Annotated in this window: 13 protein-coding genes; 8 read left to right on the top strand and 5 right to left on the bottom strand. The window is 72.5% G+C overall.

The window, feature by feature from the left end:
• Window positions 1-566: 566 nt before the first annotated feature.
• Window positions 567-1,688 carry a cell division protein ZapE gene (gene zapE, locus ACFWR9_RS39560; protein ID WP_383851609.1) on the bottom strand — a complete coding sequence of 374 codons (1,122 nt, stop codon included), beginning with the start codon at window positions 1,686-1,688 and terminating at the stop codon, window positions 567-569.
• A gap of 159 nt (window positions 1,689-1,847) precedes the next feature.
• Between zapE and ACFWR9_RS39555 the strand changes: the two genes are divergently transcribed.
• The 8 genes from ACFWR9_RS39555 (at window position 1,848) to ACFWR9_RS39520 (ending at window position 9,149) form a co-directional block, all read left to right on the top strand.
• Window positions 1,848-2,645, top strand: coding sequence for a pyrimidine reductase family protein (locus ACFWR9_RS39555; RefSeq protein ID WP_383851606.1), 798 nt, complete (start codon window positions 1,848-1,850; stop codon window positions 2,643-2,645).
• Between the two features lie 215 nt (window positions 2,646-2,860).
• Window positions 2,861-3,334, top strand: a complete 474-nt coding sequence (locus ACFWR9_RS39550; protein WP_383851603.1) for an indole-3-glycerol phosphate synthase — start codon at window positions 2,861-2,863, stop codon at window positions 3,332-3,334.
• A 73-nt stretch (window positions 3,335-3,407) separates the two neighbouring features.
• Entirely contained in the window at window positions 3,408-4,805 is a 1,398-nt protein-coding gene (gene murC, locus ACFWR9_RS39545; RefSeq protein WP_383851601.1) for a UDP-N-acetylmuramate--L-alanine ligase, read from the top strand.
• A gap of 14 nt (window positions 4,806-4,819) precedes the next feature.
• The gene (msrB, locus tag ACFWR9_RS39540; RefSeq protein WP_383851598.1) at window positions 4,820-5,227 is read left to right on the top strand and encodes a peptide-methionine (R)-S-oxide reductase MsrB; all 408 of its coding nucleotides are present in this window, start codon (window positions 4,820-4,822) and stop codon (window positions 5,225-5,227) included.
• Window positions 5,228-5,578: 351 nt separating this feature from the next.
• Window positions 5,579-6,727: an ABC transporter ATP-binding protein gene (locus ACFWR9_RS39535; protein WP_383851596.1), complete on the top strand. Its 1,149-nt coding sequence runs from the start codon at window positions 5,579-5,581 to the stop codon at window positions 6,725-6,727.
• Window positions 6,724-7,434 (top strand): ABC transporter permease subunit, encoded by a 711-nt coding sequence (locus ACFWR9_RS39530; RefSeq protein ID WP_234960018.1) that lies wholly within the window; start codon window positions 6,724-6,726, stop codon window positions 7,432-7,434. Before ACFWR9_RS39535 ends, ACFWR9_RS39530 begins: the two co-directional genes overlap by 4 nt.
• Window positions 7,431-8,096: an ABC transporter permease gene (locus tag ACFWR9_RS39525; protein ID WP_383851593.1), complete on the top strand. Its 666-nt coding sequence runs from the start codon at window positions 7,431-7,433 to the stop codon at window positions 8,094-8,096. Before ACFWR9_RS39530 ends, ACFWR9_RS39525 begins: the two co-directional genes overlap by 4 nt.
• Before the next feature lie 90 nt (window positions 8,097-8,186).
• The gene (locus ACFWR9_RS39520; RefSeq protein WP_383851590.1) at window positions 8,187-9,149 is read left to right on the top strand and encodes an ABC transporter substrate-binding protein; all 963 of its coding nucleotides are present in this window, start codon (window positions 8,187-8,189) and stop codon (window positions 9,147-9,149) included.
• A 37-nt stretch (window positions 9,150-9,186) separates the two neighbouring features.
• Here ACFWR9_RS39520 and ACFWR9_RS39515 read toward each other — a convergent pair whose 3' ends face one another.
• The 4 genes from ACFWR9_RS39515 to ACFWR9_RS39500 are packed head-to-tail and all read right to left on the bottom strand — an operon-like array spanning window position 9,187 to window position 12,982.
• Window positions 9,187-9,798, bottom strand: a complete 612-nt coding sequence (locus ACFWR9_RS39515) for an ATP/GTP-binding protein (RefSeq protein WP_307015719.1) — start codon at window positions 9,796-9,798, stop codon at window positions 9,187-9,189.
• Complete coding sequence (locus ACFWR9_RS39510) at window positions 9,785-10,144, bottom strand: DUF742 domain-containing protein (protein ID WP_307015720.1); 360 nt, start codon at window positions 10,142-10,144, stop codon at window positions 9,785-9,787. Before ACFWR9_RS39510 ends, ACFWR9_RS39515 begins: the two co-directional genes overlap by 14 nt.
• 1 nt (window position 10,145) lies before the next feature.
• The gene (locus ACFWR9_RS39505; protein WP_125494684.1) at window positions 10,146-10,565 is read right to left on the bottom strand and encodes a roadblock/LC7 domain-containing protein; all 420 of its coding nucleotides are present in this window, start codon (window positions 10,563-10,565) and stop codon (window positions 10,146-10,148) included.
• The gene (locus ACFWR9_RS39500; RefSeq protein ID WP_383851587.1) at window positions 10,562-12,982 is read right to left on the bottom strand and encodes a nitrate- and nitrite sensing domain-containing protein; all 2,421 of its coding nucleotides are present in this window, start codon (window positions 12,980-12,982) and stop codon (window positions 10,562-10,564) included. The genes ACFWR9_RS39505 and ACFWR9_RS39500 overlap by 4 nt, the downstream gene beginning before the upstream one ends.
• Window positions 12,983-13,179 lie beyond the last annotated feature (197 nt).

Here is a 13,179-nt window from a genome sequence, read left to right as displayed (position 1 = left end):
TCCGGGCCGGGGGGGGGGGGGCGGGGGGGGTTGGGGGGGGGGGGGGGGGCGGGCGGGCGGCCGCGGCCCCGGCGCCCCCCCCGGGGGGGGCGCGGGGGGCCCCCGGACTGGGGCGCGGTGGTGGTGCGGTGCCGGTCGCGGACGCGAGCGGCATCGTGGGCGTTCCCGGAGCGGCCGCTGTCGTGACAGGTGGCCCGCTCGTCGTGCGACGCCGTGCCGGAGAGGGTGGTTCCGGGATGGGCGTTGGCCAAGGCATCACGGCTCGTGTGCGCGAATGCGAAGGATGCGGCCGGAGCGAACAGCAGGAGGGCGACCAGGACGGCGGCGGGGAACGGAATCCGCGTCCGCGCCGTCGCGCCTCGGAACATGCGCCCCCCTCCAGGCATTTCACGCCTTCGATATGTGCCGGTGCATGGCCGGTGCACGGTCATCGCTTGGTCAACGCACAGTCAATGCGTGGTCAAGAAACACGTTAACCCTGCAAAGAGCTTCGCAGGGTTAACGTAGCGTTACGAGCTGAAGAGAGCCTGAAAAACGCGGGTCGGTTGGCGCGAAACGGGCCGTTCTCAGGGCGCGTCGGGTCCGTCGACCAGGTGCGCGGCGTCCCGGGCCAGTGCGGTGAGCCGGGAGATCGCCCGGAAGTACTTCTTGCGGTAGCCGCCCTTCAGCATGTCCTCGCCGAAGAGTTGGTCGAAGGGCAGTCCGGACGCGAGGACGGGCACCTCGCGGTCGTAGAGGCGGTCCGCGAGCACCACGAGGCGCAGCGCCGTCGACTGGTCCGGCACCGGGCGCACCCCCGTGAGGCACACCGCCGCGAGGCCGTCGGTCAGGGCGCCGTAGCGGCTGGGGTGGACGCGGGCGAGGTGGTCGAGGAGCGCGCCGAAGTCGTCGAGCGAGGCACCCGCGGTGGCCCGCGCCGCCCGGGTGACCTGCTCGTCGGAGTGCGGCGCCGGGGCCTCGGGCAGGCCGCGGTGGCGGTAGTCCTCGCCGTCGATGCGCAGGGCGCGGAAGTGGGCGGACAGGCCCTGGATCTCGCGCAGGAAGTCCACCGCCGCGAAGCGGCCCTCGCCGAGCTTGCCCGGCAGCGTGTTGGAGGTGGCGGCGAGCGCCACGCCGGCCTCGACGAGCCGGGCGAGCAGGCTGGAGACGAGGACGGTGTCGCCGGGGTCGTCCAGCTCGAACTCGTCGATGCACAGGAGGCGGTGCCCGGAGAGCGTCCGCACGGTCTGCTGGAAGCCGAGGGCGCCGACGAGGTTGGTCAGCTCGACGAAGGTGCCGAAGGCCTTGCGGGAGGGGTCGGCGGGGGTGGCGTGCCACAGGGAGGCCAGCAGGTGGGTCTTGCCGACGCCGTAGCCGCCGTCGAGGTAGACGCCGCGCGGGCCGGCGGGGGCCTTCGGCGCCTTGCTCCGCCCGAGCCCGAAGAACCCGCGCCGCCCGGCACCCGCGCCGGGCGCCTCGCCCAGCCCGCCCGCGAACTCCTCCAGAACCCGTACGGCCTCGTGCTGGCTGGGCTGGTTCGGATCCGGCACGTAGGTCCCGAACCGGACCGAGTCGAACCGCGGCGGCGGCACCATCTCGGCGACCAGGTGGTCGGCGGGCACATGCGGCTCACGGGCACACAGGGACAGGGGGGCGGCCCCGGCTATCGGGGTGGACCCAGGGCCGGAGGCGGAGGAGGAGGGCGACACGGTGGTCCATGGTAGGCCCTGCGGTCCGGGGCCCTGGGCGGGCAGCGCGACGGCACCCGGCGTCGCCCGGTGTTCCTCGGCGTCGCCAGGCTCACTCGGGGCCGCACGGCCGCACGGCCGTGCGGGTTCGGGATCGCGGGGCGTGGAAGACTGCACCTCATGCGACGTCTGTTCCCTGTGATCGATCGGACAGCCGGCCCCGGGCCGGGCCCGGGCTCCGACGGGGGTGATCGGGAGTGGAGCCTGGCCGAGCTGGCGGACGCCTACGCCTATCCCGCGCCGGACGGGCGGCGTGAGGCGTGGCTGCGGGCCAACATGGTGTCCACCCTCGACGGCGCCGCCCAGCACGACGGCCGTTCCCAGCCCATCTCCAGCGCGGCCGACATGCGCGTCTTCGGCACCCTGCGCGCGCTCGCCGACGTGGTGGTCGCCGGCGCCGAGACCGTACGGCAGGAGGGGTACCGCCCGGCACGCGCGCGTGCGGAGTTCGCCGAGGCGCGGCGGGCGGCCGGGCAGTCGCCCGTGCCCGCGGTCGCGGTGGTCAGCGCGAGCCTGGAGCTGGACCTCTCCCTGCCGCTGTTCACCTCCCCCCTGGTGCCCACGCTGATCCTGACCGGAGCCGCCGCGCCCCCGGACCGGATCACGGCCGCCGAGAAGGCGGGCGCCCGGGTCGTGATCGCCGGGGACGGCGTCGGCGTCGACCCCGCCCGCGCCGTGCGCGCGCTCGCCGCCCTCGGACACACCCGGCTGCTGACCGAGGGCGGCCCGCGGCTGCTGGGCCAGTTCGTCGCGGCCGGTGTGCTCGACGAGCTGTGCCTGACCGTGTCCCCGATGCTCACCGCCGGGGACGCCCAGCGGATCGCGGGCGGGCCCCCGGTCGGCGTGCCGCGGCGGTTCGCGCTGGCGTCCCTCCTGGAGGAGGAAGGTTTCCTCTTCAGCCGGTACCGGCGCGACTAGGACACCCCCTCCCGGGCAGGCGACGGCCACCGGACACGGGTTCGGTCGTTACCGCACATCCGGGAATCGGCGGAATCTTCCGTTCCGTTTAGTCCGCGCCGGGCACACTGATTCCGGCAGTACCCGTGCGATCACGGGGCAGGATGGTTTCCGCAGGGTCCGGTACGGCCTACGGAGGGTGGGCCCACGGGTCCTCGAAGGAGAAGGGGCGCCTGGTGTTCACAAGCGTTTTGATGATCGAGAAGGCCCTGACGTCCGCCGACGTGGAGTTCGTCACCACCTTGCACGGCGAGGAGACGGTCGCGTTCCACGTGCTGCTCCAGCCGCGCGGCGACCAGGCCGACAGGCTGCTGAGAGCGATCGACGACGTCGCGCTCGGCGAACTGGACGACGCCGTCCGGGAGCGGGAGACGCCCGAGGGCGACGACGCGCTGAGCGTCGGCCGGCGCGCACTGGAGGTGTCCCTCACCGCCCTGCGCGCGTCCGGCGCCGAGGCCGACGGCCGGCTGATCGAGGACCACCCGCTGGACGAGCTGAAGTCCCTGGTCCTGGAGATCGGCGCCGACGAGGTGATCGTCCTGACGGACCCGCACTACGTGGAGGAGTTCTTCCACCGTGACTGGGCCTCCAGGGCCCGGCACAAGGTCGGCGTGCCGGTCCTGAAACTGTTCTCCCACAGCAAGGCATAGGCTGGTGCCGCGCCCCCGCCCAGGGGACGCGCCCACCAGCAGACCACCCGCCGCACCCCTGGGAGAACAGCGCATGGCACCCGGCCTTCCCACCGCCATGGACCGACCGCACTTCATCGGCATCGGCGGCGCCGGAATGTCGGGCATCGCCAGGATCCTCGCCCAGCGCGGCGCCGAGGTGGCGGGCAGTGACGCCAAGGAGTCCGAGACCGCCGAGGCGCTGCGCGCCCTGGGCGCCACCGTGCACATCGGGCACGCGGCGGAGCACCTCGCCGACGACGCGAGCTGCGTAGTCGTGTCGTCCGCGATCCGCCCGGACAATCCGGAGCTGGCCCGCGCCGCCGAGCTGGGCGTGCCGGTCGTGCACCGCTCCGACGCGCTCGCCGCCCTGATGAACGGCGCGCGCCCGATCGCGGTCGCCGGCACCCACGGCAAGACCACCACCACCTCGATGCTGGCCGTCAGCCTGTCCGAGCTGGGCCTGAACCCGTCGTACGCCATCGGCGGCGACCTGGACGCGCCCGGCTCCAACGCCCTGCACGGTGACGGCGAGATCTTCGTCGCCGAGGCGGACGAAAGCGACCGCAGCTTCCACAAGTACGCCCCCGAGGTCGCCATCGTCCTCAACGTCGAGCTGGACCACCACGCCAACTACGCCTCGATGGACGAGATCTACGAGTCCTTCGAGACCTTCGCCGACCGGATCGTCCCCGGCGGCACCCTGGTGATCGCGGCCGACCAGGAGGGCGCCCGGGAGCTGACCCGGCGACTGGCCGGCAAGGTGCGGACCGTGACCTACGGGGAGTCCGAGGGCGCCGACGTACGCATCCTGTCGGTCGTCCCGCAGGGCCTGAAGAGCGAGGTCACGGTGGTGCTGGACGGCACGGAGCTGACCTTCGCGGTCTCCGTCCCCGGCCGCCACTACGCCCACAATGCCGTCGCCGCTCTCGCCGCGGGCGCCGCCCTCGGCGTCCCCGCCGCCGAACTGGCCCCCGCCCTGGCCGCTTACACGGGCGTCAAGCGGCGCCTCCAGCTCAAGGGCGAGGCGGCCGGTGTCCAGGTCGTCGACTCCTACGCGCACCACCCCACCGAGATGACGGCCGACCTGGAGGCCATGCGCGCCGCGGTCGGCGACGCCCGCATCCTGGTCCTCTTCCAGCCGCACCTCTTCTCCCGCACCCAGGAACTGGGCAGGGAGATGGGCCAGGCCCTGTCCCTGGCGGACGCCTCGGTCGTCCTCGACATCTACCCGGCCCGCGAGGACCCGATCCCGGGCATCACCAGCGACCTGATCATCGAGGCTGCCCGGGCCGCGGGCGCCGACGTCACCCCGGTCCACGACAAGGCCGGGGCGCCCGCGGTCGTCGCGGGAATGGCGAAGGCCGGCGATCTCGTTCTCACCATGGGCGCGGGCGACGTCACCGACCTCGGACCGCGCATCCTGGACCAGCTGTCGAGCACCGGAAACTAAGGGGCTGAGGACTCATGTCGTACGACGTCGAGAAGCCGGACGAGCAGTGGCGCGCGGAGCTGGCCCCGGCCGAGTACGCCGTCCTGCGCCAGGCCGGCACCGAACCGGCCTTCACCGGTGAGTACACCGACACCAAGACCGAGGGCGTCTACTCCTGCCGGGCCTGCGGCGCGGAGCTGTTCACCTCCACCACCAAGTTCGAGTCGCACTGCGGCTGGCCGTCCTTCTTCGACCCGAAGGACACCGACGCCGTCGAGCTGATCGAGGACCGCTCGCACGGGATGGTGCGCACCGAGGTGCGCTGCGCCCGCTGCGGCTCGCACCTCGGGCACGTCTTCCAGGGCGAGGGCTACGCGACCCCGACCGACCAGCGGTACTGCATCAACAGCATCTCGCTGCGGCTGACGCCCGCGGAGGGCTGAGCCACCGGGCGCGGACGAGCCACCGGGCTGCGGACGAGTCACCGGGCTGCGGACGAGTCACCGGGCGGCGGCCAAGTCACCGGGCGGCGGCCAAGTCACCGGGCGGCGGCCAAGTCACCGGGCGGCGGCCAAGTCACCGGGCGGCGGCCAAGTCACCGGGCGGCGGCCGGGAGCGTCACGGTGAACACCGTCGCGCCCGGCTCGCCGCCCTGACTACGGTCTCGGCGACGGAAGGTGTCGCCCCGGACCAACGGGCCCCGCGGAACCGCCGTCTACACTCGACCGGCGACGGCCCCACCGATCGCGGCCGGAGCGGGCAGCTTCTGCCAGACCCGAAGGGTATTCGGCGTTTTGATACGGATGGACTCAGTCACCAAGCGGTACCCGGACGGCACCGTGGCGGTCGACCACCTGTCGCTGGAGATACCCGACCGCGCGATAACCGTCCTCGTCGGACCCTCGGGCTGCGGCAAGACGACGACCCTGCGGATGATCAACAGGATGGTCGAGCCCACCGAGGGCACCATCCTCCTCGACGGCGAGGACCTCGGCCGGCAGCCGGTCACCACGCTGCGCCGCTCGATGGGCTACGTCATCCAGAACGCCGGGCTCTTCCAGCACCGGACGATCCTCGACAACATCGCGACCGTGCCCCGCATGATCGGCTGGGGAAAGCAGAAGTCCCGGGAACGGGCGGCGGAGCTGATGGAACGGGTGGGGCTGGACGCCGCCCTCGCCAAGCGCTACCCGTACCAGCTCTCCGGCGGCCAGCAGCAGCGCGTCGGCGTGGCCCGGGCGCTCGCCGCCGATCCGCCGGTGCTGCTCATGGACGAGCCGTTCTCCGCCGTCGACCCCGTGGTCCGCAAGGGCCTCCAGGACGAACTCCTGCGCATCCAGGACGAACTGGGCAAGACCATCGTCTTCGTCACCCACGACATCGACGAGGCCATCAAGCTGGGCACCATGGTCGCGGTGATGCGCACCGGCGGCCGGCTCGCCCAGTTCGCGCCGCCCGCCGAGCTGCTGTCCGACCCCGCGGACGAGTTCGTCGAGGACTTCCTCGGCGCCGACCGCGGCATCCGGCGGCTCTCCTTCTTCCCGTCCGCCGGCCTGGACCTGACCCGCGACCCGGTCGTGCGCACCGGCGCCACCGAGGGGCGGCCCGCCGCGGCCGATGCCCCCTACCTGCTGGTGACCGACGCGGACGACAGGCCGCTGGGCTGGGCCCGGCCGGAGGACCTGACCGCCGGGGACATCGCCCCCGAGCGGCTGCTGTCCCACGGGCGGCCCTTCGTGCCCGGCACGGACTCGCTGCGCGCCGCCCTCGACTGCGCCGTCCTCTCGCCCACCGGCTGGGCGGTCGCCGTGGACGCCGACGGCCGGGTGACCGGTGTCGTCTCCCAGCAGACCATCGCCGAGGCGATCCGTACGGCCCACGGCGGCATGGCCGCCGCCGAGGCGTCCGACGCCGGGCCCGCCGTCACGAAGGTCGCGCCGTGAACGGCTTCTTCGACATCCCGAGCGACCTCGACAACACCTACTTCGGCCTGATCGGCCTGCACCTGCGCGAGGCGCTGCTGCCGGTGCTGGCCGGACTGCTGGCCGCGCTGCCCGTCGCCCAGCTGTGCGTGCGCTTCCGCTGGCTGTACCCGCCGGTGCTCGGCGTGACCACCGTCTTCTACGCCGTCCCGTCGCTGGCCGTCTTCGTCGTCCTCATCGACTACACCGGCCAGACCGAGCTGACGGTGATGATCCCGCTGGCCGTGTACAGCCTGGTCGTGCTGGTCCCGGCGATCGTGGACGGTGTGCGTTCGGTGCCCGAGGAGACCCTGGCCGCGTCGACCGCCATGGGCTTCGGACCGGTACGGCGCTATCTCCAGGTGCAGTTGCCGATCGCGGTGCCCGCCATCCTCGCCGGGCTCCGCGTGGCCGTGTCGGCGAGCATCTCGCTGGTCAGCGTCGGCGCCCTGATCGGCAACCAGGGCGCCCTCGGCAACCTGCTCGCGGACGCCCAGAAGTACGGCCGGCCGGAGCTGGCGGTCAACTCCGTCCTGACCACCGCCGTACTGGCCGTCCTGTGCGACGCGGTGCTCGTCCTGATCCGGAACCTGCTGACCCCGTGGATGCCGCGCGGCAAGGGCCGGCGCCCCAAGGAGTCCGCCGCACGGCGGGAGCTGCCCGAGCCGAAGGAGGCGTCGGCCCGGTGAACGTACTCAACTTCGTCAACGCCTTCTTCAGCGACAGTGCCCAGTGGCACGGCTACGACGGCATCCCGCAGCGCCTGCTGGAACACGTCCAGTACACGCTGATGGCGCTCGGCCTCGCCACCGCGATCGGCCTGCCCGTCGGACTGCTGACCGGGCACACCGGGCGCGGCGGCAACGCCGTCGCGTTCGTCGCCACCGCCGCCCGCGCGCTGCCCAGCTTCGGTCTGCTGGTGCTGATCGCCGTCGTGGTCGGCATCGGCCTGCTGCCCGTGATGGTCCCACTGGTCATCCTCGCGATCCCGCCGATCCTGGTGACCACCTACGAGGCGGTCCGCTCCGTCGACCCCTCACCCGTGGACGCCGCGCGCGGCATGGGCATGCACGAGTCGAGCATCCTGTTCCGGGTGGAACTGCCCGTCGCCCTGCCGCTCGTCCTCAGCGGGCTGCGCTCCGCCGGCATCCAGGTCGTGTCTACGGCGACCATCGCGGCGTACGTCTCCCTCGGCGGGATCGGCCGGTACATCATCGACGGGCTCTACCAGCGCGACTACGAGAAGGTGGTCGGCGGCGCCACACTGGTGGCCCTCCTGGCGCTGGTCACCCTCGCGGCGTTCTGGGCGGCGGGACGGCTGGCGGTGTCGCCGGGCGTGCGGCGGCGCTGAGAAACAGCCGCAACGGCCGTGACGGCTGTAAAGGAAACCGTAACCAGGCTGTTCTTGACTGACCGACATCTGGCTCGTTTGGATCGATGGATGACTTCTACCAGGAAGAGCAGCTGGTCCAGGACGAGGCACTCCGGCGCGGCGGCCGTCGCGCTCACCGCCGCGGCGGCGCTGCTCGCGGGCTGTTCCTCCGACTCCGACGACACGTCCGACAATCCGCTGGCCGGCGAGAAGGCGAAGGCCGGCACCGTCGTCGTCGGCTCGAACAACTTCGCCGAGAGCACCCTGCTCGCCGACATCTACGGCGAGGCGCTGAAGGCCAAGGGCCTCAAGGTCACCTACAAGCACAACATAGGCAGCAGGGAGACGACGTACGGCCTGATGAAGAACGGCTCGGTCACGGTACTGCCCGAGTACAACGGCTCCCTGCTGGCCTACCTCGACCCCGAGGCCGAGCAGCAGTCCGCCGACGCGGTCAACGAGGCCGTGAAGGCCAAGCTCGACAAGAAGCTGACCGTGCTGGAGTCGTCGCCGGCCGAGAACAAGGACTCGGTGAGCGTCAACGCCGAGACCGCGAAGAAGTACGGTCTCACCGCGGAGTCGACGCTCGCCGACCTCAAGGAGGTCGCCCCGGACCTGACGATCGGCGGCTCGCCCGAGTTCCAGACCCGGCAGCAGGGTCTGAAGGGCCTTGAGTCGGTGTACGGGCTGAAGTTCAAGTCCTTCAAGGCGCTCGACGCGGGCGGCCCGCTGACCCAGTCCGCGCTGACGAAGAACACCGTGCAGGCGGCGGACGTCTTCACCACCGACCCGACCATCATCAAGGAGAAGTTCGTCGTCCTGAAGGACCCGGAGAACCTCTTCGGCTACGCGAACGTGACCCCGCTGGTCACCAAGGAGGGGCTGTCCAAGGAGGGCGTGGCCACGCTCAACGCGGTCTCCGCCAAGCTGGACACCAAGACCCTCCTGGACCTGGACGCCCAGGTCCAGCTGGACAAGAAGGACCCGCTGGACGTGGCCAAGGAGTGGCTCAAGTCCGCGGGTCTCGTCTGACGGACGCCTCGCCCGACGAACGCCCGAAGACGACTCGCTACGACGCCGCGGCCCCGGTCGCGGCGTCGATCAGCTGGTCGATCAGGGCGATGAGGACGTCCCGGCTGGAGGTCCGCTCCCGCGCGTCGCACAGCAGCACCTGCACGTGCTCCGGCAGCGCGAGGGCCTCGCGGATCTCCGCCGCCGGGTACGGATGCCGCCCGTGGAAGCCGTTGACGCCGACCACGAACGGGATGCCCCGCCGCTCGAAGAAGTCGATGGCGGCGAAGCTCGACTCGGGCCTGCGGACGTCGACCAGCACCACCGCCCCGAGCGCGCCGATCGCCAGGTCGTTCCACATGAACCAGAACCGCTGCTGACCGGGCGTGCCGAAGAGGTACAGCACCAGTTCCCGGCCGATGGTGATCCGCCCGAAGTCCAGGGCCACGGTGGTGGCCCGCTTCTCCTCGATGCCGGCGAGGTCGTCGACGTCGAGTCCCGCCGCGGTCAGCGGTTCCTCGGTGCGCAGCGGGGCGATCTCGCTGACCGAGCCCACCATGGTGGTCTTGCCGACGCCGAAACCGCCGGCGATCAGGATCTTGACGGCGTCGGGCGCGGTCGCGCGCGCGGATGCCGTGGGCGCCTCAGCGGCGCGGTCAGAGCCGGCCAAGGCCGTCCCTCACTTTCTGCAGCAGGTCCAGGTCCGGGTTGGCGCGCGAGACGAGGTGCGGCGGCCGGGCGGTGATCCGGCCGGCCTCCAGCAGGTCGGAGAGCAGGATGACCACCACGCTCACCGGCAGGTCGAGGCGGGCCGCGACCTCCGCGACGGCCACCGGCTCGGCGCACAGCCGCAGGATCCGCAGGTGCTCGGGCTGTGGCCGTGCGCCCCGGGTGGGCTGCGGGTCGACCGCGGTCACCGTCGTGATGAGGGTGAAGTCGGCGCGGCTGGGCCGGGTCCGGCCGCCGGTCAGGGTGAACGGCCGCACGAGCCGGCCCCCCGCGTCGCCTCCGGTCACGTCACTCGCCGGGTCCCGCGGTGGCCCGCGGTGCCGCGCTCAGGTGCTCGCCGATCTTCTTCACCAGCATGTTCATCTGGTACGCCACCACGCCGACGTCCGCGTTCGGCCCGGTGAGCACGACCAGGTGGGCGCCGGGACCCGCGGAGCTGAGGATCAGGTAGCTGTTGGCCATCTCGATGAGCGCCTGGCGCACCGGGCCGCCGCGGAAGTCCATGCTGACGCCCTTGCTGAGGCTCATCAGGCCCGACGCGGTCGCCGCGAGCCGCTCGGCGTCGTCCCGCAGGAACCCGGTGGACTTGCTGACGACCAGCCCGTCCTCGGAGAGCACCACCGCCTGGTTCACGTCGGCGACCCGCTCCACGAGTCCGGTGAGCAACTGGTCCAGCTCGCTGTGCGTGGCGGGGGAGGGTCGGGTCATCGGGTGTCCTTCGTCGGCGGTCGGCGGTCGGCGGTGGGAGAGGAGGGGGCGGCGGAGGAGGAGAACACCTGCCCGTCGGTGTCGTCCGGGCCGTCGTCGGCCTGGGCCCGCAGCGTGCCGCGCTGGAATCCGGCGAGGGACGACGCGGCGCGCTCGGCCGTGAAGTCGGCGTAGTCGTCGGGCGCGTCGTCCCGGCCGCCGACGGTGTCCTCGTCCCTCAGCTCGGCGGCGAGGCTGGTCTGCGGAACCCTGCGGGGCAGCGGCGCCAAGCCATGCGGCTCGGGGGCGGACGCGGAGGCGGGAGCGGTGGGGGCGACGGTCTCGGCCCGGCTCGCGGGTACCGGCCGCGGCCGCACGGACGGCCCGGCGGGAACCGGGCCCGCCTCCGACGGGCGCGACGCGGCGGGGTCGACGGACTCGCCGGACGCGGAAGCCCCGGAGACCGGCCCGTCCGCGGACGCCGACGCGGAGGCGGCGGGCGCCCCGTCGACCGGCTCCCGCACCACGATGTCGTGCGGGATCAGCACGATCGCCGTGGTCCCGCCGTAGGGCGAGGAACGCAGCGTGACGGTGATGCCGTGCCGGTGCGCGAGGCGGGCGACGACGAACATGCCGAGCCGCAGGTCGTCGGCGAGCGCCACCACGTCGAACTGCGGGGCCACCGCCAACTGCTCGTTGAACGCCGCGTAGTCCTCCTCGGACAGACCGAGCCCGCGGTCCTCGATCTCGACGGCCAGCCCCTTGGCCACCAGCGCCGCGCGCACCCCGACCGGGTGGGGCGCGGGGGAGTAGGCCGTCGCGTTGTCGATCAGCTCGGCGAGCAGGTGGATCACGTCGGCGACCGCGGGCGGCGCGAGCGCCACCTCCTCGTCGGTGTGCAGTTCCACGCGCTGGTACTCGGCCACCTCGCCGACGGCGCTGCGCAGGATGTCGACCAGCGAGACGGGCTCGCGCCAGGTGCGCCTGGGCTGCTCACCGCTGATGATGACCAGGTTCTCCTCGTACCGGCGCAACTGGCTGGCCGTGGAGTCCAGTTCGTACAGACCCTTGAGGATCTCGGGGTCGGTGTGCTCGCGCTCCAGGGCGTCCAGCTTGCCGAGCTGCATGTTGACGAGGTTCTGGCTCTGCCGGGCGATGCCCAGGATCACCTTCTGGAAGCCGCGCCGGGTGTCGGCGAGTTCGACGGCGGTGTGCACGGCGGTGCGCTGCGCCGTGTTGAACGCCTGGGCGACCTGGCCGAGTTCGTCGCGGCCGTAGTCCAGCGGCGGGGTCGCCGACTCCACGTCGACCTTCTCGCCCCGCTCCAGCCGCGCCACCACGTCGGGCAGCCGCTCCTCGGCCAGGCTCAGCGTGGCCAGCCGCAGCCCGCGCAGCCGCCTCGACAGCGAGCGTGTGATGCGCCAGGACATGCCGACGCACAGGAGCAGGGCGACCAGGCCGCCGGCGCTGAGGGAGGCCGCCGTGATCAGCAGCTGGCGCGCCTCGTCGGCGCTGCGGTCGAGCAGCCCTCCGGTCTGCTGCCGGATCAGCTTCCCGTACGCGTCGGAGACCTTCGCGAACGCCGCGGTCCACTGCTCCCGCAGGTCGGGCAGGTCGATCCGGTCCTCCCCGTTCGCCGCGCGGGCCGCGAGCACCCGGTCCTCGACCTTCTGGAGCGTCTGCCACTCGGGGCTGGCCAGGATCCGCTCGGTCTGCGTCTTCGCGCTGCCGCTGAGGGAGGGGACGATCTGGTCCTGGACCAGCCAGCGCCGGGTGTGCACCAGTTGCGCGAAGTGCGCCCACTGCTGCTCGTCCATCCGGTCGGACGGCCAGGCCAGGGTGAGCCGGGCGTCCTCCTGGGAGGCCAGTTCGGCCGCGTGCTCCAGGGCGACCAGCGGCCCGGCCTGCGAGGTGAGGTCGCCGTCGTCGACCTGCGAGAGTTCCTGGAAGGCGTGGACCTGCTCGTCGATGATCGAGGTGTACTGGTCGAGCGCCTGCTCGGGGGTGATGTCGCTCGGGTCGTCGACCTGGTTGCGGTAGTACTCCAGGCTGCCCACCGAGCCGAGCACCGAGTACAGCCGGTCCGAGACCCGGGAGGGCGCGTGCTCGATCGCGTCGGACTGGCCGACCAGCTGGGCGACCGCCTCGTCCGTCTTCCTGCGCTGCGCCTCCAGTTCCGCCCGGTCGCCCTCGGGCGCGGCCAGCCAGGCGGCCGACAGGCTGCGCTCCTTCTGTAGGGCGAGCGTCGCCTCGGTGCCCATGGCCCCGGTGTCGCGGCTCAGTTCCGTCTGCGAGCGCAGCCGCAGGCCCTCCGAGAACATCTGGATCGTCGTCACCCCCCACACGGCGGCCAGCGTGACGCCGGGAACCAGGGCCAGGAGGATCAGGGAGAGACGTATGGAGCCGAGGCGGCGCCGGGCTCCCTTCCGTGCGGGCATCGTCGTCCTAGGCGATCATCGGGGGAGGAGGTCGGAGCTGCGGGGGAGCCGGCGGCCGCGGGGCCCGGTCACCGGGTGCCGCCCGCGGCGAACTTCGCGACCGTGTCGGGGTTGGTGCGGGTGACGGAAGCGGGGGCGGGGAGCACGGGCGCCCCCCCCCCCCCCCGGACGTTTGCGGTGGTGCGGGACAGCCAGAG

Source organism: Streptomyces sp. NPDC058534, from assembly GCF_042717365.1.
Classification (GTDB): domain Bacteria; phylum Actinomycetota; class Actinomycetes; order Streptomycetales; family Streptomycetaceae; genus Streptomyces.
Note: the sequence above shows the minus strand (reverse complement) of the source record. Positions and strands in the feature narration are given on the sequence as shown.